At 69.0% G+C, this 22869-nt stretch carries 23 protein-coding genes; 5 read left to right on the top strand and 18 right to left on the bottom strand.

The window, feature by feature from the left end; all coding sequences use genetic code 11:
- The gene (locus ACIA76_RS33680; RefSeq protein ID WP_397157740.1) at nucleotides 1-876 is read right to left on the bottom strand and encodes an AAA family ATPase; all 876 of its coding nucleotides are present in this window, start codon (nucleotides 874-876) and stop codon (nucleotides 1-3) included.
- Nucleotides 877-945: 69 nt separating this feature from the next.
- Nucleotides 946-2214, bottom strand: a complete 1269-nt coding sequence (locus ACIA76_RS33675; protein WP_397157738.1) for a glutamate-5-semialdehyde dehydrogenase — start codon at nucleotides 2212-2214, stop codon at nucleotides 946-948.
- Nucleotides 2215-2272: 58 nt separating this feature from the next.
- On the opposite strand from ACIA76_RS33675, the gene ACIA76_RS33670 reads away from it, so the two are divergent.
- Nucleotides 2273-3127, top strand: a complete 855-nt coding sequence (locus ACIA76_RS33670; protein ID WP_397157893.1) for a ribokinase — start codon at nucleotides 2273-2275, stop codon at nucleotides 3125-3127.
- A 12-nt stretch (nucleotides 3128-3139) separates the two neighbouring features.
- Here ACIA76_RS33670 and ACIA76_RS33665 read toward each other — a convergent pair whose 3' ends face one another.
- A complete protein-coding gene (locus ACIA76_RS33665; protein WP_397157736.1) occupies nucleotides 3140-3706 on the bottom strand; it encodes a TetR/AcrR family transcriptional regulator in 567 nt (188 codons plus the stop codon).
- Nucleotides 3707-3818: 112 nt separating this feature from the next.
- On the opposite strand from ACIA76_RS33665, the gene ACIA76_RS33660 reads away from it, so the two are divergent.
- Nucleotides 3819-5537, top strand: coding sequence for a nitroreductase family deazaflavin-dependent oxidoreductase (locus ACIA76_RS33660; RefSeq protein WP_397157735.1), 1719 nt, complete (start codon nucleotides 3819-3821; stop codon nucleotides 5535-5537).
- Nucleotides 5538-5663: 126 nt separating this feature from the next.
- Nucleotides 5664-6485 carry an IclR family transcriptional regulator gene (locus ACIA76_RS33655; protein ID WP_397157733.1) on the top strand — a complete coding sequence of 274 codons (822 nt, stop codon included), beginning with the start codon at nucleotides 5664-5666 and terminating at the stop codon, nucleotides 6483-6485.
- Nucleotides 6486-6511: 26 nt separating this feature from the next.
- Here the strand turns inward: ACIA76_RS33655 and ACIA76_RS33650 are convergent, their stop codons facing one another.
- Genes ACIA76_RS33650 through ACIA76_RS33635 form a run of 4 tightly spaced genes read right to left on the bottom strand, consistent with a single transcriptional unit; the run spans nucleotide 6512 to nucleotide 8518 of the window.
- Complete coding sequence (locus ACIA76_RS33650; RefSeq protein ID WP_397157731.1) at nucleotides 6512-6679, bottom strand: hypothetical protein; 168 nt, start codon at nucleotides 6677-6679, stop codon at nucleotides 6512-6514.
- A complete protein-coding gene (locus ACIA76_RS33645) occupies nucleotides 6639-7172 on the bottom strand; it encodes a class I SAM-dependent methyltransferase (protein ID WP_397157729.1) in 534 nt (177 codons plus the stop codon). The genes ACIA76_RS33650 and ACIA76_RS33645 overlap by 41 nt, the downstream gene beginning before the upstream one ends.
- Nucleotides 7169-7600, bottom strand: a complete 432-nt coding sequence (locus ACIA76_RS33640) for an MmcQ/YjbR family DNA-binding protein (protein ID WP_397157727.1) — start codon at nucleotides 7598-7600, stop codon at nucleotides 7169-7171. Before ACIA76_RS33640 ends, ACIA76_RS33645 begins: the two co-directional genes overlap by 4 nt.
- A gap of 6 nt (nucleotides 7601-7606) precedes the next feature.
- Entirely contained in the window at nucleotides 7607-8518 is a 912-nt protein-coding gene (locus ACIA76_RS33635) for an LLM class F420-dependent oxidoreductase (protein ID WP_397157725.1), read from the bottom strand.
- A 124-nt stretch (nucleotides 8519-8642) separates the two neighbouring features.
- On the opposite strand from ACIA76_RS33635, the gene ACIA76_RS33630 reads away from it, so the two are divergent.
- A complete protein-coding gene (locus tag ACIA76_RS33630) occupies nucleotides 8643-10931 on the top strand; it encodes a LuxR C-terminal-related transcriptional regulator (protein WP_397157723.1) in 2289 nt (762 codons plus the stop codon).
- 97 nt (nucleotides 10932-11028) lie between these two features.
- Here the strand turns inward: ACIA76_RS33630 and ACIA76_RS33625 are convergent, their stop codons facing one another.
- The 4 genes from ACIA76_RS33625 to ACIA76_RS33610 all read right to left on the bottom strand — a co-directional run bounded on the left by ACIA76_RS33625 (nucleotide 11029) and on the right by ACIA76_RS33610 (nucleotide 15111).
- A complete protein-coding gene (locus ACIA76_RS33625; RefSeq protein ID WP_397157721.1) occupies nucleotides 11029-11550 on the bottom strand; it encodes a DinB family protein in 522 nt (173 codons plus the stop codon).
- An 86-nt stretch (nucleotides 11551-11636) separates the two neighbouring features.
- Nucleotides 11637-13031, bottom strand: a complete 1395-nt coding sequence (locus ACIA76_RS33620) for an FGGY family carbohydrate kinase (RefSeq protein ID WP_397157891.1) — start codon at nucleotides 13029-13031, stop codon at nucleotides 11637-11639.
- Nucleotides 13028-14032, bottom strand: a complete 1005-nt coding sequence (locus ACIA76_RS33615; protein ID WP_397157719.1) for a zinc-dependent alcohol dehydrogenase family protein — start codon at nucleotides 14030-14032, stop codon at nucleotides 13028-13030. Before ACIA76_RS33615 ends, ACIA76_RS33620 begins: the two co-directional genes overlap by 4 nt.
- Nucleotides 14033-14088: 56 nt before the next feature.
- The gene (locus tag ACIA76_RS33610) at nucleotides 14089-15111 is read right to left on the bottom strand and encodes a glycoside hydrolase family 172 protein (protein WP_397157717.1); all 1023 of its coding nucleotides are present in this window, start codon (nucleotides 15109-15111) and stop codon (nucleotides 14089-14091) included.
- Nucleotides 15112-15234: 123 nt separating this feature from the next.
- Here ACIA76_RS33610 and ACIA76_RS33605 point away from each other — a divergent pair, with 123 nt between their 5' ends.
- Nucleotides 15235-15993 (top strand): maleylpyruvate isomerase family mycothiol-dependent enzyme, encoded by a 759-nt coding sequence (locus ACIA76_RS33605; RefSeq protein ID WP_397157715.1) that lies wholly within the window; start codon nucleotides 15235-15237, stop codon nucleotides 15991-15993.
- Between the two features lie 91 nt (nucleotides 15994-16084).
- On the opposite strand, the gene ACIA76_RS33600 is transcribed toward ACIA76_RS33605, so the two are convergent.
- The 7 genes from ACIA76_RS33600 to ACIA76_RS33570 all read right to left on the bottom strand — a co-directional run bounded on the left by ACIA76_RS33600 (nucleotide 16085) and on the right by ACIA76_RS33570 (nucleotide 22853).
- Nucleotides 16085-16552 (bottom strand): thioredoxin family protein, encoded by a 468-nt coding sequence (locus ACIA76_RS33600; protein WP_397157714.1) that lies wholly within the window; start codon nucleotides 16550-16552, stop codon nucleotides 16085-16087.
- A 33-nt stretch (nucleotides 16553-16585) separates the two neighbouring features.
- Nucleotides 16586-18064 carry an FGGY-family carbohydrate kinase gene (locus ACIA76_RS33595; protein ID WP_397157712.1) on the bottom strand — a complete coding sequence of 493 codons (1479 nt, stop codon included), beginning with the start codon at nucleotides 18062-18064 and terminating at the stop codon, nucleotides 16586-16588.
- Between the two features lie 2 nt (nucleotides 18065-18066).
- Nucleotides 18067-18906, bottom strand: coding sequence for a glycosyl hydrolase family 32 (locus tag ACIA76_RS33590; protein ID WP_397157710.1), 840 nt, complete (start codon nucleotides 18904-18906; stop codon nucleotides 18067-18069).
- A gap of 86 nt (nucleotides 18907-18992) precedes the next feature.
- On the bottom strand, nucleotides 18993-20267 hold the full coding sequence (locus tag ACIA76_RS33585) for an RNA polymerase sigma factor (protein WP_397157708.1): 1275 nt from the start codon (nucleotides 20265-20267) through the stop codon (nucleotides 18993-18995).
- Between the two features lie 7 nt (nucleotides 20268-20274).
- The gene (locus tag ACIA76_RS33580; RefSeq protein ID WP_397157706.1) at nucleotides 20275-20628 is read right to left on the bottom strand and encodes a YciI family protein; all 354 of its coding nucleotides are present in this window, start codon (nucleotides 20626-20628) and stop codon (nucleotides 20275-20277) included.
- Nucleotides 20628-21215 (bottom strand): dihydrofolate reductase family protein, encoded by a 588-nt coding sequence (locus ACIA76_RS33575; protein ID WP_397157704.1) that lies wholly within the window; start codon nucleotides 21213-21215, stop codon nucleotides 20628-20630. The genes ACIA76_RS33580 and ACIA76_RS33575 overlap by 1 nt, the downstream gene beginning before the upstream one ends.
- A 78-nt stretch (nucleotides 21216-21293) precedes the next feature.
- Complete coding sequence (locus tag ACIA76_RS33570; RefSeq protein ID WP_397157702.1) at nucleotides 21294-22853, bottom strand: esterase-like activity of phytase family protein; 1560 nt, start codon at nucleotides 22851-22853, stop codon at nucleotides 21294-21296.
- Between the last annotated feature and the right edge of the window lie 16 nt (nucleotides 22854-22869).

Here is a 22869-nt window from a genome sequence, read left to right as displayed (position 1 = left end):
TCAGGCCAGCTTCAGCTCGGCCAGCGCGCGCTGATGGTCGCTCTGGTGTTTGAGTACGACGCCGAGGGTGGCGCGCACGGTCTTGTCGTCGAGATCCTTCAGGCCCAGCGCCAGCAGCGTGCGGCCCCAGTCGATGGATTCGGCGACCGACGGGAGCTTCTTGAGCTGCATACCGCGCAGCACATGCACGACCCGGACCAGCTGGGCGTTCACGGCGGGCTTGAGCTCGGGCACCCGGCTGGCCAGGATGCGCCGCTCCAACTCCTCGTCGGGGAAGTCGATATGCAGATAGAGGCAGCGTCGCTTGAGCGCCTCGGACAGTTCGCGGGTGGCATTGGAGGTCAGCACGGTGAACGGGCGGCGGACGGCGGTGATGGTGCCCAGTTCGGGGACGGTGACGGCGAAGTCGGACAACACCTCGAGCATGAGGCCCTCGATCTCGACATCGGCCTTATCGGCCTCATCGATCAGCAGGACGGTCGGATCGGTGCGCCGGATCGCGGTCAGCAGCGGGCGCGACAGCAGGAATTCGTCGCTGAAGACATCGGATTTCGTTTCCTCCCAGCCGTTTTCGCTGGAGGCCTGGATCCGCAGGATCTGCTTGGCGTGATTCCACTCATACAGCGCCCGCGCCTCGTCGATGCCCTCATAACACTGCAACCGCACCAGCTCCGCGCCCGCGACCTGCGCGACGGCCCGCGCCAGCTCGGTCTTGCCGACACCGGCGGGCCCCTCGATCAGCAGCGGCTTACCGAGCCGATCGGCCAGGAACACCGACGTAGCGGTCGCCTTATCGGCCAGGTAGCCGGTCGTCGCGAGCCGGGCGAGCACGTCGTCGACCGACGCGAAGATCGGCTCGTGCGCTGCTGTCTGCACTGTTGCGGTCCTCCTCGGGCCCGGCGCATGCGATACGCACCGTAAAACGATCTGGGATCGACGGTACAGCTACACGGGGCGGATCTGCCCGTCCCCCCAGACGATCCATTTGGTCGAGGTCAGCTCCGGCAGGCCCATGGGCCCGCGAGCGTGCAGTTTCTGGGTGGAGATGCCGATTTCCGCGCCGAAACCGAACTGCTCGCCGTCGGTGAAGGCCGTGGAGGCGTTGACCATGACGGCCGCGGCGTCCACGCGGCTGGTGAACTCTCGGGCGGCCCGCAGATCGGCGGTGACGATGGCCTCGGTGTGGCCGGTGCCCCAATGGTTGATGTGCTCGACGGCGGCGTCGAGATCGTCGACCACCTTCAGGGCGATGTCGAGGGAGAGGTATTCATCGGCCCAGTCCTCGTCGGTGGCCGGGACCAGGCCCGGCAGATCGCCGTGGACGGTGACGCCCGCCCGCTCGAGCGCGGCGATCAGGCGGGGCACGGCGACCTCGGCGACGGCCTGATCGATCAGGACCGTCTCGGCCGTATTGCAGACGCTCGGGCGACGGGTCTTGGCGTTGATCAGGATCGACTCGGCCATCGCCAGATCGGCGGCGGCGTGCACGTAGACGTGGCAGTTGCCGGTGCCGGTCTCGATGGTCGGCACCCGCGCGTCGCGGACGACGGCGTTGATCAGGCCCGCGCCGCCGCGCGGAATGACCACGTCGACCAGGCCGCGCGCCTGGATCAGATGGGTGACGCTGGACCGGTCCGCACTGGGAAGCAGCTGCACCGAATCCTGCGGAAGTCCTTGTGCGACAAGCGCTTCCCGCAGCACCGCGACCAGCGCGGCATTGGAGCGGGCCGCCGAGGACGAACCGCGCAGCAGGGCCGCGTTACCGGATTTCAGCGCCAGCCCGAAGGCGTCGACGGTGACATTCGGCCGCGCCTCGTACACCATGCCGACCACACCCAGCGGCACCCGCACCTGCCGGATCTCGAGCCCGTTGGGCAGCGTCGAACCACGCACCACTCCACCCACCGGATCCGGCAGGCCCGCCACCTGACGCAGACCCGCGGCGATTCCGTCGACGCGGGCCGCGGTCAGCCGCAGCCGATCCAGCAGCGAATCGGCGGTGCCGCCGTCCCGGGCGATGTCGATATCCTCGGCATTGGCGGCCAGCACCCGATCCTTCGCACCGAGCAGCGCATCGGCGGCGGCATGCAGTGCGGCATCCTTCTGGGCGGTGGTCAACTGGGCGAGCGTCCGCGACGCCACCCGAGCCCGGCGCGCCGCGTCGTGCACCACCGCGCGGACGTCGTCCAGTTCGGTGGTCGTGGGAGCAGTCATGCCGACCAGCCTACTGATCCCGTCGGCACGACCCCGGGTCGGCAACTACGGTACGACCATGGCACGGATTGTGGTGGTGGGCAGTATCAGCATGGATCAGGTGACCGTGACCGGGCGGCGGCCGGAGCCGGGTGAGACCGTGCTCGGCACCGGATTCGAGATGGTGCCCGGCGGTAAGGGATCCAATCAGGCGATCGCGGCGCGGCGGGCGGGCGCCGAGGTCGAATTCGTGGGCGCGATCGGCGACGATCTGTTCGCCGAGCGGCTGCGCGCGGTGCTCGACGATGCCGGGGTCGGGACCTCGCGGCTGCGATCGGTGCACGGCCCCAGCGGAATCGCCACGATCATCGTGGACACCTCGGGCGAGAACAGCATCATCGTGGTGCCCGCGTCGAATGCGACGATGACCGAGCTGTCCGAGGCCGATCTCGCCGCCGTCGCCGCGGCCGATGTGCTGTTGTGCCAGTTGGAGATTCCGGTCGCCACCGTACTGGCGGCGGCCCGGCACGCCCGCGCGCACGACACCGCCGTCGTGCTGAATCCCTCTCCCGTCCAACAGCTTTCACCGGAACTGTGGGCGGTCGTCGATATCGCCGTGGTCAACAAGGGCGAGGCCGCGGAGCTGGGGTCGGCGCTCGACCCGGTCGGGCACGTGGTGACCACGCTCGGCGGTGACGGCGCCCACTATCGCGGCCCGGACGGCGAATTCGACAGCCCCGGCGTCCCCGTCGAGGTGGTCGACACCACGGGCGCGGGCGATACCTTCACCGGCGCGCTGGCCGCCCACTGGCACGAGGGTCCGCGTATCGCCCTCGCCTGGGCCTGCGCCGCGGGCGCCCTCGCCACCACGAAACTCGGTGCGAGCGCATCGATTCCGCGGCGCGACGAGATCGAGCGGCTACTCCGTGAGTGAATCACCCTAGGCTCACGCCACCCGCGTGTGCTGGGCCACCAGTGCCGACATCTGCGCGCCCACCCGCTCGAGCGGCGTCACCGACCGCGTCGCCAACGACATCACCACCGCGCCCTCGACCGCGGCGATGATCGTGGTCGCCAGCGCCAGCGCGGCCTCGGGCTCCACGTGCTCGGCGCGCAGGCGCTCGGCGAGGATCTGTTCCCATTCGCCGAAGGCCTCACCCGCGGCATCGGCGGCGTCCGGGGCCTCCGAACGACTCAGGGCCGCGGCCACGATCGGGCAGCCCGCGGTGAAATCGCTCGACACCATCACCTCGCGCCACAGCACCGGGAACGTGGCGATGGCGGTGGCGGCGTCGGTGCTCGTGGCGACGGTCCGCATGAGCGCGCTGAATGCCCGGCCCGCGAACCGGGTCGCCTCGGCCACCAGCTCGGATTTGCCGCCGGGAAAGTTCAGATATACCGAACGCCGCGAGATGCCGCTGTGGTCGAGCAACTGGGCGATACCCGTCCCGGCCACGCCGTTGCGACGCATCAACTCCACGGCACTGTCGATGAGCCGATCGCGGGCTCCCATATTCGTCCCCTTCCTGCACGGTCTCCGTCCCCAGCAGCCTACCCTTGATGTAGACCGATCGGTGTACTATCCTCCCTACTATACCAATCGGTCTACTATCGGGGTGGACCGTATGGAAGGGAGTACGACCTTGGCGACCTTGACCGAACCCCTGCCCCTTCCCTGTGGACAGGTGCTGCCGAATCGCATCATGAAATCCGCCCTGAGCGAGGGCCTCGGCGACCGCGAGCACGGCCCGGACGAGCGTCTGCGGCGGCTGTTCGAGCGATGGGGCACGGGCGGATTCGGGCTCATCGTCACCGGGAACGTCATGATCGACCGCGCCCAGCTCGGCGAGCCGGGCAATGTCGCCATCGAGGACGAGCGGCACCTCGAGAGGCTGACCCGCTGGGCCAAAGCGGGTAAGGACGGCGGCACTCCGGTCTGGGTGCAGCTCAATCACCCCGGGCGGCAATCGAATCCGATCGCGTCGCGGCGGCGGCCGGTGGCGCCCTCGGCGGTCGCACTCGGTATCCCGGGCATGCCGACGCCGCGGGCGCTGACCGAGGCGGAGATCCTCGACATCATCGCCCGCTTCGCCGCCGCTGCCCGCGTCGTGGAGACCGCGGGCTTCGATGGCGTGCAGATCCACGGCGCGCACGGCTATCTGGTCTCACAGTTCCTGTCCCCCTTGGCCAATCACCGCACCGACGAATGGGGCGGCGATCCGCAGCGGCGCTCGCGGTTCGTGATCGAGGTCGCGCGGGCCATTCGCGCGGCGGTGAGCCCGGGCTTCGCGGTCGGCATCAAGCTGAACTCCGCCGATTTCCAGCGCGGTGGCTTCACCGAGGACGAATCGCGCGCGGTCATCGAGCGGCTCGCGGCCGAACACCTGGATCTCATCGAAATCAGCGGTGGCAGTTACGAATCCCCGGCGATGATGGGTCGCTCGTCGAGCACCCGGGCCCGCGAGGCGTACTTCCTCGAATACGCCGAGACCGTGCGGCGCGCGGCGGCCGCGGTGCCGCTGGCGGTCACCGGCGGCTTCCGATCCCGCGCGGCGATGGCCGATGCGGTGGAATCGGGCGCCTGCGATGTGATCGGCGTGGGCAGACCGACGGCCGTGATCACCACCGCCGCGGACGATCTGCTCAGCGATCGCACCGACACCCTACGGCCGCCGGCCATTTCGCTGGGCCTGCGCGGTCGGCTGGCGCGGGTGCGCACCGTCAAGGCGCTCGACGGCGCATTGGATCTGCAGTGGCACACCGATCAGCTGCACCGGCTCGGCGCGGGCCTGGAGCCGAATCCGGCGCGCTCGCCCTGGCGCACGGCCGCGACCATGTTGCGGCGCAACGGATTGGACGCCCTGCGCCCGCAGCGCGGCCCGGTCCGCACCGACCGGCTGGCCCGCAAGTTCGCCATGGAGCGGGCGATGGGCCGCTACGTGGTCAACCCGACCTTCCGCGCCCTGGACCGGGTCGGGGTGCGGTCGGCCTTCGCGACCGAACTCGAGACGGTCGGGCGCAAATCCGGTCAGCCGCGCCGGGTGCCGGTATCGGTACTGTTCGACGACGAGGGCGCGTGGATCATCTGCCAGCACGGCCTGCGTTCGGGCTGGGGCAACAACGTGCGCGCGAATCCGGAAGTACGGCTGCGCCAAGGGGATAGGTGGCGCCTCGGCCGCGCCGAACTGCGCCCCGACGACGATGTGGTGGCCCGGGCCAAGGCGTTCGCACCGCATCCGCGGCTGGCCCCGCTGACGGCCGCGGGCTTCGCCGCGCTGCAGACCACCCCGGTCTCGGTCCGAGTGACCTTCACCGACAACGGGTCCGGCGCCACAGATCGGTAATGCGTACGTAATTCCCCCGATTCGCGCGGCCCGCGCGGCTAGCACTGTGACTGGTGACACAAATCGGAATCCGCTCATGCCTGGTCGCACGGCTTCTAGGCTGCATATGAGCCAACGGAGGTACATATGACCGTCACCGTGCTGCCCTCGGCGGACCGCGCCACCACCGCCGGTCGCCCCCCGACGGAGCGCGGCTCGAATCCGGTGTCGATGATCGAACGGATGACGCTCATCCTCGACGCGTTCGATGCCTCCACCCCCACCCTGACGCTGCTGGAGCTGGTCGACCGGACCGGACTGCCGCGCTCGACCGTGCATCGCATTCTGGACCAGATGATCCGGCTGCGCTGGCTGGCGCACTCCTCGGGCGGCTACCGGCTGGGAATGCGCACGCTGGAGCTGGGCGGACTCACCGCCGATCACAACGAGATCCGCGAGGCGGTCAGCCCGCTGCTGCACGAGTTGTCCCAGCGCACCGGCATGGTCGGACATCTGGCGGTGCTCGACGGACGCGATGTGGTGTATCTGGACAAGGCCGGCGGCCGCTTCGCCGCCGCCCTGCCCACCCGGCTGGGCGGCCGGATGCCCGCGCACGCAACGGCTTTGGGCAAGGCCATGCTGGCCACGCTCGAACCCGATATCGCCGAGGCGGCGTTCCGCGTCCGGCTGCCGCGGCTGACCCCGCGCACCGTCTGCGAACCCGAGGCCCTGCAGCGCGAACTCGCCCATATCCGCCAGCGTCAGGGCGTATCGATCGACCGCGAGGAGGCCGTCCCCGGAATCGCCTGCGTCGCAGCGCCTTTGCGCGGCCGCGGCACCGCTCCCGCGGCGCTGTCGCTGTCGGGCCGCGCCGATGGGATGAGCTTCGATCGCCTGGCCCGGGTCGTCCTCGAGGTCTCGCACGAGGCCGGGCGGCTGCTGCTGCCCCGGCGCGCGCGGTGGCGCTGAGGCCCGCGGATACGACAAGGGCGGGCCTAGACGCGGCGGATGCGGGCCAGCCAGGCGGCGACGCGGACGGTGCCGTCGGCGGCGACGTCGAGGCCCTGGACATGATCGGCGACCGACTCGGTGACGCGGCCGGAGTACTGCGACGGCCGCAGATCATCCAGATCCCAACCGGTGGTGAAGGATTCGCGGATCATGCCATCGCTGATGCGGGGGCCGAAACCTGGTTCGGCATCGGAGCGCCAGCAGATGCAGTGTGCCGCCGGGCTTGCACAGGGCGTGCAGACTGCGGACGTAAGCTGCGCGCAGCTCGGGATCTTCGAGGAAGACATGGAACAGCGCACTGTCGATGATGGTGTCGAAGACGCCCAGCCGCGCGGCGTACTCCGGATCCGCGCCGACCCGCACCATATCGGTGACTTCGAATCGTGCTGCGGGCGAACCCTTTTCGGCCGCGTTACGACGGGCATAGGCGACCGCGCTGGGTGACAGATCCACGCCCAGCACGTCATAGCCGCGCTCGGTCAGCATGATCGTGTGCTCACCCGCGCCGCATCCCGGATCCAGCACCCGTCCGGCGATGCGGCCCTCCCGTTCCAGCGCGACGATCGCGGGTTGCGGCGCGCCGATCACCCACGGCGCGGTGTCGTTGTCGTAGGCGTTGTTCCAGGTTTCGGCAGACTGTGTCATGTCTCCAGCGTGCTACCTCGAGCATGCTCGAGGTCAAGGAATCGGCGCGCCCGCGCCGCCGATGCGCGGGACAGCCACGCATCCTGCACCACCTCACGCAATTCGTCGAGGTCGAGCCGCCCGATATGAGCGCCGCGCAGCAGCACCGACAGATGCCCGTCGAAATGCGGCGTGGTGAAGAACGGCGAATCCGAATCCTGCACCAGCGCAAGCTTGTCCGACTCCGACGGCACCCAGAACACGATCACATCGGCGAAGCGCTCACCGGTCTCGGGGTCGACGGCATCCGGGCGCGGCGTGCGGAAGAAGATGAACGACTTGCGCCCGACCTGATAGACGGGATTGCCCGCGGGGCCGCGCTCGACCGTCACATGCGGCAGGGCCGCCGCCAGGTCGTGCACATCGGCCACGCGGGCACGCCGCGCCATCGGAACTCAGTCCGCCAATCCCGCGAGCAGCTTGCGGGTGCGGGCCGCGGAGTCACCCCGGGTGAACAGGGAGCCCACGAATTCCGTTGCGCCCGAGGCGATGATCTCGTGGATGCGGGCGGCCACCTGATCCTCGGTGCCGACGATGGCCAGATCGGCGGGCCCCGCGGCGCCCTCGCGGTCCATCATCTCGCGATAGGACGGCAGCGAGCCGTAGGCCTCGAACACCTTGCCCGCCTTGTCACGGACCGCGTCGGGATCGTCGGTCACGCACACGGGCAACGTGCACACCACGCGCGGCGCGGGCCGACCGGCCTCCGCGGCCGCGGCGGTGATGATCGGCGCGATATGGGTGCGGATGGTCGCCGGTCCGGTCAGCCACAGCACCGTGCCGTCGGTGTGGCGGCCCGCCAGCCTCAGCATCGCCGGTCCCATCGCGGCCAGCAGCACCGGCACCGAACCCTCGTTGGGCACCTCCAGCGCCAGATTGGCGCGGATCGTCTCGCCCGTATACGACACCGGCTGCCCCTCGAGCAGCGGCATCAGCACCGACAGATACTCCTTCATATGCCGGGCGGGCTTGGCGAAGTCGTAGCCGTACATGTTCTCGATGACGATCTTGTGCGACAGCCCGATGCCCAGGCTCAGCCGTCCCGGCCCGACGGCCAGGGCGGTGGTGCGGGCCTGCTGCGCGAGCGCGCCCGGATGACGCGGATAGGTCGGCACGACACTCGTGGCGAGCTCGATACCGGGCACGCGGCTGCCGGCGATCGCGAGCGCGGTCAGCGCGTCGAGCCCGAAGATATGGGGCAGCCAGGCGGATTCGAAGCCCTCGTCGGCGGCCTGCTGCAAATCCTCGGTCAGCCGAAGCAACGCGTCCGGTCCGGTCGGTTGGTCGAGCGTGATGCCGATACGCACGGCGGGTGCCTCCTCGTGATAGGCGGAAATCTTGCGGACACTGCAACTGTCCGCACATCCACACTATGCCCGTGCCATCGAAGCCCACCCACCGGGAATCGAGGTGACGATAGTGTTACCGAATATGGCGCGGCGAGTTACCGGAAACCTTCCGGCCGAAGTCACCAGCTTCATCGGCCGCCGCGACGAACTGGCCACCGCGCGCCGGCTGCTGTCCTCGACGCGGGTGCTGACCCTGCTCGGCCCTGGCGGAGTGGGTAAGACCAGGCTGTCGCGGCAGGTCGGTGAGCTCGTGACACGATCCTTCCCCGACGGCGTATGGCTGGTGGAACTGGCCGATGTGCGCGATCCGGAACTGGTCACCCTCTGCGTGGTCGAGGCGCTGCATCTGCGCGACGACACCACCGCCCCGCTGCGGCGGCTCACCGAATTCCTGGCCGGGAAGCAGCTGCTGCTCATCGTGGACAACTGCGAACATCTCATCGATGCGGTCGCGACCCTGGCCGAGCGGATCGTCGCGGCGACCGGCCGGGTGCGGGTGCTGGCCACCAGCCGCGAGGTGCTCGGCATCCCGGGCGAACAGGTGATGCCGGTGCCGCCACTGCCCGCCGTCGAACCCGACAGCGACGCGCTGCGGCTGCTGGTCGAGCGCGCGAGCGCCGCCAATCCCGAATTCGCCCGCACTGCGGCCAATCAGCGGACCCTGGTATCGATCTGCCGGCGCCTGGACGGTATTCCGCTCGCACTCGAGCTGGCGGCCTTGCGTTTTCGCGTCTTCACCCCCGAACAGATCCTGGACCGCCTGGACAACACCATGGCGCTGCTGCGCGCCGGGCCGCGCACCGCACCCCAGCGGCAGCAGACCATCGAGGGCGCGATCCGCTGGAGCTACGACCTGTGCTCCCCCGCCGAACAGCTACTGTGGGAACAACTTTCGGTCTTCACGGGCGGATTCGACTTCGACGCGGCCGAGGCGGTCTGCCTGCTCGGCGCAGGCGAGCCGCCGGTGATCGACGCGCTGGCGGGTCTGGTGGACAAGTCGGTGCTCACACAGCGGTACGAGGGTGCCACGGCCAGATACTCGATGCTGGAACCGATTCGGCAGTTCGCGCACGATCGGCTGACCGAACGCGGCGGCGAGGCGACGGTGCGGGCCCGCCACCGCGACCACTACCGGGCCCTGGCGCTGCGGGGTCAGCAGGCCTATGGCGGCGAGGAGGATGTGGCGTGGTTCCGGGACCTGAGCCGCGAACATGCGAATCTCCGTTCGGCGCTGCAGTTCTCGCTCACCGACGCGCCGCTGCTGGCGCTGGAGACCGCGACCGCGTTGCGACCGTACTGGGAGCATTACCGGTTTCTGTCGGAGGGCTATCGCTGGCTCACCGACGCGCTGGCCCGCTGTCCGGAGCCGACGCCGATGCGGGCGCGCGGCCTGTCCTCGGCGGGATCGCTCGCGGCACTGTTGTCCGATCGCGCGCCCGCGGGTCGGTTGATGCACGAATGCCTCACGCTGGCCACCGATCTGGGCGCGGACGATATCCTCGCCGAGGCGCGCCTCGGCGAGGCGCTGATCGTCTTCAGCGACGGCGATACCGCGGGCGCGCTGGCCCGCTGCGAACAGGCCGCCGCCCGGGCCCGCGACTGCGGACGGCAGACCGTCGAAATGGACAGTCTGGCCTTCGGATTCATCTGCGCGACCGTGCTGGCCGATGAGCGCGCCACGGCGATCGCGGCCGAATTCCTCGCGCTGACAACGCGATACGGCTCGCATCTGCTGGGCGGACTGGCGCTGTGGGCGGTGGGCCTGGACCATTGGCGGCGCGGTAATCAGGACGCGGCCGCCGAGTACCTGGCCCGGGCCATCGAGATGCTGGCCCTGTTCGATCGCTGCGTCTGGCTGGCATCGGCATTCGAGGGGATGGCCTGGTCGGATGCCGCGCGCGGCGAGGTCGAGCGCGCGGCCCGCCTGATGGGCGCGGCCCAGACCCTGCAGCGCAGCACCGTGCGGCTGGCGCATGCGATCATCGGCGCGGTCGGCGAGAAGGTGCGCGCACAGGTCCGGGACACGCTGGGCGAGAAACGTTTTCGCGCCGCCTATGACAGCGGCGCGGCCTTGGCGCTGCCCGCCGCCATCGACTACGCGCTGGGCCGTGCCGCCGCACCACCCGAACGGCCGCCCGCCCCGCCGCGCCGAATCGACACGGCGGCACTGGATGTGCTCACGCGACGGGAGAAGGATGTCGCCCGCCTGGTGGCCGTCGGCCACAGTAACAAGCGCATCGCCGCGGAACTGGTGATCTCGGTGCGCACGGCGGAGACCCACGTCGAGCACATCCTCACCAAGCTCGGCTTCACCTCGCGCACCCAGATCGCCGGTTGGGCCCGTGATTACGGGCTGCTCACTCCGCAGTGATGTTGTCGACGCGTTCGCGCAGCCCCACGATCACGGGGCTACTCACACCGCCGTGATGCCGTCAACACGTTCGCGCAGCCCCACGATCACGGGCTACTCACTCCCCGGTGACACCGTCGACGCGTTCGCGCAGCAGATCAGCGTGCCCGTTGTGCCGGGCGTACTCCTCGATCATGTGCAGATAGACCCAGCGCAGCGACAGTGTCTCCCCGGTAGCCGGGCGGATGAAGGTGTGCTCGAGGGGCAGACTCGCCACGGCCTTGTCGCAGACCTCGATCTCGTCGCACAACGCCGCGACGACTCGTTCGGCCGCGGTATCGGCGAACTCGTCGAAATCGGCGTCCAGATTCGATTCGGTGATGTACAGCGATTCGATGTCCTCCCCCGCGGCCCGCTGCCGGAACCAGCATCGCTCCACATCGGTGAGGTGCCGAATCAGCCCCAGCAGCGTCAACCCCGAGGGTTCGACGCTGCGCAGCATCAACTGCTCACCGGTGAGCCCGGAACACTTGCGCAACAACGTCATCCGGTGGTAGTCCAGCCACGACTGCAGCATTGCCCGCTCGCCGCCAGTGCCGAGCGGTTCGGACCGGTCCACCTCCGGAACTGTCCAGGTCATGGAAACGACTGTAGGCGACCGGTTCCGCGCATTCATCCGATTTTCCTGGCCTACGTCCATCATGGTCGCGCCCGGAGGCGGACAGGTTACCGGCCGTGGACGAGTCGGCGGATACGGCCGTAACGTTCGCGAATCTCACGACCGGGATCGCCCTCGGGGGCCGGGATCTCGCGAGCGGGCGGGGCGGGCCATTCGGGCGGGGCCGGGGTCGCGGCCAAAGCCCAGGCGGCCTGGCGGGCGGCCCCGAGGGCCACGTATTCGCGGGGTTCGGGGACCGTCACGGCCAGGTCGAACAGGTCGCGGGCGATGCCGGCCACCAGAGGACTGGCCGCGGCCCCGCCGATCAGCAGCACCCGGCGGGGTTCGAGGGTGCGCAGCTGGTCGAGCGCATCGGCGAGATTGCACAGCATGCCCTCGATCGCGGCCCGGGCGATATGTTCCGGTCGCATGGTCAGCGGGGTCAGGCCGTGCAGGGTACCGGTCTCATCGGGCAGATCGGGGGTCCGCTCACCGGTCAGATAGGGCAGCAGCGTGAGGCCGTGGGCGCCCGGAACAGACCGGCGGGCAAGGTCTTCCAGCTCGGTCAGGCCGACACCCAGCACGGCCGCGGCGTATTCCAGGACGCGCGCGGCATTGAGGGTGCACACCAGCGGCAGATGGCCGCCGGTGGCATCGGCGAATCCGTTGATCGCACCGCTGGCGTCGGCGGACGGCGACGGGCTGCGGGTGAATACGGTCCCGCTGGTCCCCAGCGAGACCACCACCTCACCGTCACCGAGTCCCAAACCCAGTGCGGCGGCGGCATTGTCGCCCGTCCCGGCCGCCACCAGCACACCATCGGGGGTATGCCCCGCCGCCTCCGCGGGCCCGAGCACCCGCGGCAACTCGGGGCGACGCCCGCGAAAGGCCAGCCGCACCAGCTCCTCTCGATAACGCCCCTCGGCCGGTGACCAATACCCGGTGCCGGACGCATCGCCACGATCGGTGGTCGGCTCGACATCCGGTGTCCCACCACGCAATCGCCAGGTGAGGTAGTCGTGCGGCAACAGCACCCGCGCCACCCGATCCGCATGGCCGGGCTCATGATCGGCCAGCCACCGCAGCTTCGCCACGGTATGCGCGGCCAACGGCACGCTACCGACCGCCTCGGCCCACTCGGCCGGACCGCCCAACTCCCCGACCAGATCCACCGCCGCTCCCGCCGAGCGAGTGTCGTTCCACAGCAACGCATCCCGCACCGGCCGCCCCTGCTCATCCAGCGTCACCAGGCCGTGCTGCTGAGCGGCCACCGCGATCGCCCCGACCCCGTCGAGCAGCCCGTCCGCGGCCGCGAGCCACGCGTCCCACCACGCGGCCGCGGGCACCTCCGTCCCGTCCGGATGCGCAATCCTGTTCTCCCGCACGATTTTTCCACTGTCGGCGTCGCAGACGACCACCTTGCACGACTGCGTCGAACTGTCGACGCCCGCGACCAGCATCAGCGCCGCCCCGAGGGCCGGATCTGGATCTTGCGCCCGATCCCGGACCGGAAGGTGCGCAACGCCTCGTCGAATTCGTCGAGCGGGAAATCGTGGGTGATCATCGTGTCGGCGTCCACCACCCCCTCGCACAGCAGATCCACCGCACGCCCGAAGCTGTGCAGCACGGCCATCGAACCGACGATGGTGATCTCGTCGTTGTAGATCCGGAACGGCGATACGGCCGCGCGCGCATCGCCGGCGGCGACCCCGAACTGCTGGAAGGTACCCCCGCGCCGGACCCGCGCCAGCCCGTCCTCGATCGCCGCGATCGCACCGGTGCAGTCGATGACGATCTCCCAGCCCTCGGGCCGATCCAGTTCGTCGGCCGACGTCGACGCCGCATCGGCGCCGAGCGTGCGCGACACTTCGAGCCGCCCGGCATTGACATCGATCACCGAGACCGACGCCGCACCGGCCGCGGTGGCCAGCTGCAGCATCAGCAGGCCCATCGTGCCCGCGCCGTAGATGAGATAGTGCGAACCCAATTGCCGTGGCAGCACATCGAATCCGTGCACCGCGCACGACAGCGGCTCGATCAGCGCCCCGTGCGCGGCCGAGAGATGACCGGGCAGCCGATGGCAGTTGGCCGCGGGCACCGCCACGTATTCGGCCATGGCCCCGTCGACGGTGTCGCCGATCGCGCCCCAGTTCTCGCAGAGATTGCCCCGCCCGATCGCGCAGTAGTGGCAGCGCCCGCAGAACAGCGACGGATCGACGGCGACCATATCCCCCACGCGCACCCCCGCCGCATCGCCGCCGACGGCCACCACCTCTCCGGCGAATTCGTGTCCGGGCACGATCGGATACGGGGTGGGCGGGAATTCCCCGTTGACGATATGCGCGTCGGTGCCGCAGATGCCGACGGCACCCACCCGCACGACCGCCTCCGTGGGTCCGGGGGTCGGATCGGGCACCGACTCGACCGAGAATCGTCCGGGCTTTTCGATCACGAGGGCACGCATATCTCCACCTTGCACCCGATCCGAACGAACGCGGCGCTTTTCACATCGATGTTGCTTCAGCGCCGAGCCGTAACCAGACGGTTTTGATACCACAACGCAGTGGTTCCGATCTCGGCGTCCTCGAGCGGCAGATAGCGGCCGTTGGCGCCCCAGCCCAGCGCCTGAATGGTGACCCGCATACTGCGCTGGAAGCAGATGGGATCGCGCACATGCCAGCGGTACATGCCGAAGCGCTGCTGGGGCTGATAGATCTGATCCGGCGGTAACGCCTGCACGAGGCCGAGATACGGCGTGGAGTACGGGCGATACGCGCCGTCGATATCGAAGTTCCACGCACCGCCGAAGTAGTCCTCGGTGCCGGTGCCGCAGATGGTCGGGAATTCGGTGTCACCGTCGAAGTAGAACTTCATCTCGCCCTCGCCCCACCAGGCCGGCGCGTTCGGGCAGATCGATAGGTAGGTGCCGACATAGCGGCCGGGCCCGGGCGTGTCGTCCAGGACGGTGTGGATGGCCGGATGACCCAGCGGATCGACATGCCGCCAGCTGGCATGCAGATATCCCGCCTCGCGCGGCACATCCTCCTCGAGATAGGTCACCTGGTAGTACACCGGCACCGCATGGTCGGCACCGTTGGTCAGCTCGATGCGCGCATGCGCGCGAAACGGCATGGGCCAGTAGCTGTTGAATCCGCCCGCGGGCGCGACCACGACCATCTCGGAGCCCACCAACCCCAGCTGGTCCCAGGCATTGCAGAAGAACGAGCCCAGCGGCACATCGATCGACGGATCGGTATCGGAATCCCAATACAGCCGCAGGGTGATCTGCTGCAACACCGACCGATCGGTGGTGAGCCAGAAGTGCCGGATGATCCCCGGCCCGGTGATATCGGCGAGTACGGCCGTCTGCCCCGGATTCACCAGGATCGACGGCGACACCTTCCAGCCGACACCCAGATCGCGCGCCGCATCCGCACCCGTTCCGGTGGTCGCGCGCCCACCTTGACCCGGCGCCCCCGTAGGGTTCTCCGCGCTGATCGAACGAGTCCGTGCCTGATCGAGCCGCCATATCTCGTGCACCATCCGGATTTTGGCACGCCCAGCCCCATTCCGGTGCCGAATCGCCCGCACCCCCGGAGATTCCACCGCCGACCGCCCGGACCGCACGAGTGGTCCGCGCCGATCATGGTGACTAGCGTTCCGGTGGTGACTTCTCTCGACACCACGGTCGTGCGCGGAGCATTGCTCGAGGAGACCGACCGCCTGGCCGAGCTCTACCTCGAGGCCGATCCGGCCACGCCGATACCGACCTGTCCGGATTGGACGCTGGCCAATCTGGTCGCGCATGTGGGGGGTGGGCATCGTTGGGCCGCCGCCATGATTGCCGAACGTGCCGCCACGGCAATGGATTTCGATCGAGTTCCCGATATCCGGCGACCGCGGGCGGTGGCCGAGGCGGCGGCTTGGCTACGCGAGGGCGCGCGGGTGGTGATCGATGCGGTCGACGACGTCGGGCCGGAAGTGCCGGTGTGGACGCCGTTTTCGCGGCCACGGCCGAGCGAGTGGTGGGTCCGCCGCCGCCTGCACGAGGCGACCGGGCATCGCGCCGACGCGCTGCTGGCGCTGGACCGCGAGGTCGATCTGGATCCCGCCCTCGCCGCCGACGGCATCTCCGAACTGCTGGGGCTCATCGCGCTGGGCTCGCCCCGCTTCGCGCCGCCGCTGGACGCGGGCGACACCCTGTCGCTGCACGCCATCGATGACGCGGATCACTGGCGAATCCGCAAGGGCGACAGCGTGATCGAATGGGATACCGATACCGCGTCCGCCACCGCGGGGGTCGAGGCGACGGCCGCGGACCTGTTCCTGGTGCTGCTGGGGCGGATCCCGGTCGAACCGCCGCGGGTGCGGGTGTCGGGCGATGCCGCAGTGCTCAGTACGTGGCTCGCGCGCACCAGGTTCTGAGGGCTCGCTGCGGACGACTCAGCCGACTCGGCGCGAACGAATCAGCCAACTCGGTACGAACCACTCAGCCAACTCAGTGCGACAACTCAGCTCAGCTCAGGCGCAGGCCCGGCCAGCCGTAGCCGGTCGCCCCGGCGGCCAGGCCCGCGGTCGGGGCGGGGCCGGTCAGCATCGGCTCGGAGTGGGCCTCGGTGAAACCGGGGATCTGCTGGCCTATCTCGCGGCGCACGGCATCCATATCCAGCCACATGATCTGCTGGACCAGATCCTCCAGCTGCGCGGCGGTTTGAAAGCCCGGATTCGAATACACCAGCAGGCCTTCGCGATACGCCTGCAGGGTCGGCAGACTATTGATCTGGGCGGCCGCGGCCAGGGCGGATTCGGCCTCGGCATCGACGGTGCCGTGCACGATATCGCGATGCTGGTTCGCCGATTCCTCGTAGATGGGCGCGAATCGACTACACCACCCGCACCAGTCCGCCCAGTAATCCACCAGCACGATCGCACCGGCGGACACCGTCCGCTCGAAGTTTTGCTGTGTCAACACCTGCGTGGACATGGGCTGGATTCTCCCACGAACCAGCCCATCACGTCACGGCGCGGCCCGGCGCTGCTGATCGGCCAGGAAATGAGCGCTCTCGCGGGTGGATTCGTACAGCCCTCGGTAGTGCCGGTAGAACTCGTCGTAGACGGCGGTGTGCGCGGGATCCGGCTGCACGGTCGTCACCACCGGATTCCAGTCGGCGGTGGCCACGCCGCTCGCCTCGGCGGCCAGCAGCGCGTCGCCCAGGCACGCGCCGACGGTCTCGGCCGGAAGTTGTTGCGGCAGACCGGTGATATCGGAGACGATTCGCGTCCACAGCCCGCCCTTGGTGCCGCCACCGACCGCTACCAGCCGCCGCGCGCTGCCCCCGGCCGCCGCCATCGCCTCGAGATTGTGCCGCACGCCGTATCCGATCCCCTCCAGCGCGGCCCGGTAGATCTCGGCGCGCCCGTGCCCGAGGGTGAGCCCGGCGAGCAGGCCGCGGGCATCGGGATCGAACAGCGGCGTGCGCTCGCCCGCGAAGTAGGGCAGCAGGATCAGGCCGCGGCTGCCCGCGGGCACCGCATCGGCCTCTCGCACCAGATCGGCGAATTCGCCGCCGACCAGGCGGCGCAGCCAATCGGTCACCGCACCGGAGGTGGCCATGCCGGCGGCGAGAGTGTATGTGCCAGGCCAGGTTCCGCACGTGCCCCACAGTCCCGGATGCGGCCGGGGATCGGTCAGTACCTGCACCAGGAACATGGTGGTCCCGTACATGACCATCGCATCCCCGGGCGCCCGCACCCCGACGCTCGCGGCCTCGGCCCACGCGTCGATGGTGCCGGTGGTGATCGGCAGTCCGGCCGGAAGTCCGGTGGCGGCGGCCGCCTCCCGCGTCACCGCACCGACAATCTCGGTGGGCCAGGCCAATTCGGGCAGCGGCAGACCCGGCGCGACGGATTCCGCCCAGTCCGAGGCCCATTCGCGGCGATGCAGGTCGTACATGGGCACGCATTGGCTGGCCGACTCGTGATCGAGCACATACCGGCCGGTGAGCCGATGCACGAGAAATGAGCTGGCCATCAACAGCATTCGCATCCGCGCGTACACCTGCGGCTCGTGTCGGGCCAGCCAGCGCAGCTTCGGCCCCACCGCCTGCGATGTCAGCGGCGAGCCCGCCCGCCGCAGCACCGCCTCCGCACCCAATTCCTCGTTCAACTCGGCGATTTCGGCGGTGGCGCGGGTGTCGACGCCGTAGAGGATCGCCGGGCGCAGCGGCGTGCCCCGCTCATCGGCGGGCAGCAGACAGGGACCGATGCCGCTCACCGCGAGTCCGCGCAGGCCCGCGCGGTCGGCGTCGGTGCGGATCACCTCGCCGACCAGGGCGAGGAAATCGGCCCACCACACCGCCTGTGCGTCGTGTTCGACCCAGCCCGGATGTGGGGTCGAAACACCGTGCGCCCGTTCGGCCCTGGCGACGATCGTGCCGTCCGGGTCCACCAGCACGGCCTTGGAGCCGGACGTACCGATATCGATCCCGAGAAACATGCTCACTCCTGGAAAAGCAAGGGCGCGACCGACACACCGCCCTGACCCCAGCCCGCACTGGTGACCCACAGGGCGCCGTCGTCGTCGACGATCTCGGCGGCGTGCGCGGGAATGTGACCGACCTGATCGGCCAGCTGGAACGACAGCGGATCATCGCTGCGGAATACATCGGTGCCCACGTAATCCGGGCGCGGACCGATGAACAGATACCAGGAACCGTTGTGCGGCAGCACGAACGGCGATTCGGTATTCCCGGCGCCGGTGCCGGTGCTCGGATCGGTGAACGCGATCTCGCGGTCGCACCAGTTCACCAGATCGGTGCTGGTCCGGTAGGCGACGACATGATTGCCGCCCGCCGGATCGCTGGTCGCGCAGTAGTACATCACCCATCGATCCGCCAACCGCAGCACCATCGGATCGCGCGCGTCGTACCCGTCCTCGAACAGCGGGCCACCCGGATGGCGCTGCCAGTCGAACAGATCGGTGGAGACGGCGAGATTCATCTCGGCGGCGGTCCGGTCGGCCCCGCCCCCGGCATAGAACATGCAGTACCGATCGCCGTCCCGCACGACATGCGGTGCCCACAGATGCGTCTCCCCGTAGGCGTAGTCCACGGTCAGCGCGGGCGGCTGCTTGGTCCACGGGCCGAGCAGCGCATCGGCCGTGGCGTGGGCGAATTCGATCTCGTTCTCCGGATCCGCCGGCTCGGGATGGGTGATGCCGAACAGATGCCAGCGCCCGTCCGCGGCGCGAATCACGGTGTGGTCGTTGATATACCACTCGCGATCCTCCCCCACGCTCGGATCGTAGATGCGCTGGAACGTTCCCGAGGTTACGTTCATATCCTCACCGTGCCCGTTCATCCCGTTCCTGTCCGCGCCGACACGCCGACTGTGCGCGATCACGGATGATTCGTTCGTGCGGGGTATCACTCCAGTATGGCCGCCCGATCGAGCAGCAGTGACCGCTCGGCGAGGTTCGCGGTCAGCTCGCCCGCCCGCAGAAAGGCCGCGCGAGCCTCAGCGGTGCGCCCGAGGCGGGCGAGCAGATCCCCGCGGACGGCGTACAGCAGGTGATAACCATCCAGGACACCGGTCGCTGCCACGGCGTCGACGAGTTCCAGTCCGGCGGCGGGCCCGTGCATCATCGCCACCGCCACCGCCCGATTCAGTTCCACGATCGGCGACGGAAAGCGTTGCGCCAGCACCGCATACAGCCCGGCGATCCGCCGCCAATCGGTGTCCTGGGCGGTGGCGGCCATCGCGTGGGCGGCGGCGATGGCCGCCTGCAGGGCGTAGGAGCCGGGCCCGACGCCGCGTTGCCGCGCCACCGCATGGGCCCGGCCCAGGGCCGCGAAGCCCCGCCGGATGAGCAGCCGATCCCACCGCGTGCGATCCTGATCCGGCAGCAGCACAAGGCGATTCGCATCATCACTGCGGGCCCGGACGCGCGAGGCCTGCAATTCCAGCAGCGCGGCCAGCCCGTGCACCTCGGGTTCGCCGGGCAGCAGACCGCCGAGGATGCGCGCCAGACGCAGGGCGTCCTCACACAGCTCGGCGCGCACCCACTCCTGCCCGGACGTGCTGGCATACCCCTCGTTGAAGATCAGATAGATCACCTCGAGTACCGCGGCCAACCGCCCGGCCAGTTCCTCGTTCCCGGGCACCTCGAAGAGCAACCGCTCTGTTTTGATCGTCCGCTTGGCGCGTACGATCCGTTGTGACACAGCGGATTTCGGCACTACATAGGCCCGCGAGATCTCCTCGACGGTCAGGCCGCCCACCATCCGCAACGTCAGCGTCACCTGCGACATCCGCGACAGCGCCGGATGACACGCGGTGAACATCATCCGCAGCAGATCGTCGGTGATACCGACCTCCGAATCCATTGCGCCACTGCGCTGTTCGGTGAGCAGATCATTTCCGAGCAGCGACAGTTTGCGCGCGAAGGTCAGATCGCGGCGGATCCGATCGACCGCCCGGCGCTTGGCGGTGCGCATGAGCCAACCGCCCGGATTCGACGGAATCCCGTCGCGCGGCCACTGTTCCAACGCGGCCACGTGCGCGTCCTGGGCGAGTTCCTCGGCGGTATCGATATCACCGGCCAGGCGGGTCAATCCGGCCACCAATTGCGGCCATTCGATCCGCCACGCCGCCTCGACCGCCCTGCCCACCCACTCCCCGGGCGGGCGCTCGTCGCTCATCGACGGCTCACGACTGATCCAGCTCCCGGATCTCGAGTTCCATCGTCCACTCCGGCCCGTGCACGCGCAGGAACCGCGAGCCCCACTCCACCGCCTCCTCCTTCGAACGCGCCTGGAGCAGGCAGTATCCGCCGATGATCTCCTTGGATTCGGTGAACGGCCCGTCCAGAACGGTCTGGGCGCCGCCGGACAACCGGATCCGCGTCGCCTCCTCCATCGGTCGCAGCCCCGCGGTGTCCAGCAGCACCCCGGCCTTGGTCATCTCCTCGATCAACGCACCCATATCCGCCTGCAGCGCCGGGTCCGGTCCGGCGACGGGCGCGATGGCGGGATCGAGACGGATCAGCATCAGATAGCGCATCAGGCGATCCTCTCCCGCCCGACCCGGTAACGCAGATAGATCGCACCGGATTCGAAGGCCTGGGATTCCATCAGATCCAGATCCAGCGCCGACTTGTCGTGGAACAGCGGCGTGCCGGATCCGAGCACCACCGGATGCACGATGAGCCGGAACTCATCGATCAGCCCGAGATCGACGAACGAATGCACCAGCCTCGGGCTGGCATAGATCGCCATCGTGCCGCCCGGGCCGGCCTTCAACTCGGCGAACTCCCGCGCGAGATCGCCCCGGATCAGGCGCGTATTGTTCCAATCCGCCGATTCCAGCGTGGTCGAGCAGACGATCTTGTCGACCGCTTTCACCCATTCGGCATGGGCGCGTTCATGCGCCGAACTCTCCGCGGTGGGCTGATCGCCCCAGTATCCGTACATGCCGAGATAGGTCTGGCGACCGTAGATCGCGGTATCGATATCAGCCCGGAGATGCCCGTCGGCGAATTCGGCGAATTCGTCACTGAAGGCATGGAAGGTCCATTCGAACCCCGTCCCCTGACCCGACGACGCGTAGCCGTCCAGGGTCATGTGCTCGAAAGCAGCCACTGTCCGCATTGTCTCGTCCTTTCGGTGCCGGGGCCGCCGATGCGACCCCTTCACCTATCCGTCGAACGAGACGGCCCGGAATCGACATCAGCGCACAGTAATCGTCACCGTCGCGGTGCGGGTGGCGGCCGGGAGCTTGGTCGTGTCGACCATGAGGACCTCGCCGGTGTCCTGCGTGCCGTTGGGCAGCGTCTTGGCCTTCAGGCCGAACGGCGGCGTGTCACCGGTGCTACCGGCGAGGCCGAAATCGCTGTCGTTGGAGATGTAGAGGGTCTTGCCGCCGTCGCGGGTGGCCACGCCCTCGATCTTGTCGTGGCCGAAGAAGGTGCCGTCGGCGGCGAGCTTGTCGACCAGTCCGGCCAGATCCAGATTCGACTTCTTGGCCACCGGGGTGATTCCGGCGTGCCGCAGCGCGGCGACGCCGTCGGCGGTCGACACCGCGCCGACGTATACCTCCAGCGGTTTACCGTCGATCAGCAGACCGAGCCTCGGATCGTACTGCGCGCCCGGCACGGTCGACCGCGGTCCCACATCGGTCGCGTCGGACATATCGATGGTCCACAGCTTCTTGTTCGCCTTCGGGGCGAGCTTGCCATCGCGCTCGTCGACGATGAAGGTGTTCGGGCCGGTCGCGGTGATCTCCGAGACCGCGAGCCGACTCTTGGGATCCTCGAGCGGATAGACGAACTCCTTGGTCGCCTTGGTCGCCGGATCCACGGTGACGATCCGGGTCATCGGCACCTCGCGCGCCGAACCCGCGCCGGGCGCCTGCAGACCGCTCTGGATCGCACCGACCAGCGTCTTACCGTCCGGGGTGAGGGTCAGACCCTCCATGCCCTGATTCGGGGTGCGCAGCGAAAGCTCCTGGGGCAGGCCGTTTCCCGGCGCCAGGCGATCGATCTCGGTACCGCTCGCGTCGAAGTGGACCAGGAACGGGCCGTATTCGTCACTGACCCAGAAGGTTCCGTCCGCCATGGCCACCAGACCCTCGGTGTCCAGCCCATGATCGGTGGGCGGCAAGACATTACCGTCGAGGCCGCGCATCGTCTCACCCGTCGGCGCCGAGGTATCCACCAGGCCGTTGAACGGGACGCCCGCCCGGTTCTTCAGCTCGATGGTCGATTCCAGCACGGCCTTGGTGCCGGTCAGCTTGAACTTGCCGATCTTCGGCGCGAAATCCGGTGTGGGCGCGATCTTCTCGTTCTTCTTCGGTCCGTCGGCATTGGGCCCGCGGTCGGTCAGACCGTAGAACTCGTCGGGCGATCCCGGAACCGGTGCGAATGCCGAGCCGAATCCACTGGCCTGCACCGTGATTCCGCCGAACTGACCCATCGGCGGAATGTTGGTGGTGTACAGCCGCACGGCGTCGGTGGTGGTCACCGTGAGGGTCTCGTCGCCGACGAATCCGGCCTGCGGGGTGTACACCAGCGCACCGTCACCGCGCCGCTCGATCCGGCCGTGCTGCGGATTGCTCACTCCCACAGCGGCACTGCCGCCCGTGCGGGCCAGCAGCTCGTCCAGGCCGATGACCAGTGGCCGATCCTTCTCGGCACGCAGTCCCTCCGCGCCGCCCCCGGACGAACAGGCGGCCGCCGCCCCCACGACGGCGGCGAGAACGGCGAAATGAAGACGACGATATGCACTCACCCGCGCTGTCTATCGC

It is taken from the genome of Nocardia sp. NPDC051570 (assembly GCF_044454005.1).
In the GTDB taxonomy this organism is placed as follows: domain Bacteria; phylum Actinomycetota; class Actinomycetes; order Mycobacteriales; family Mycobacteriaceae; genus Nocardia.
This window is presented reverse-complemented; position numbering and strand designations above follow the sequence as displayed.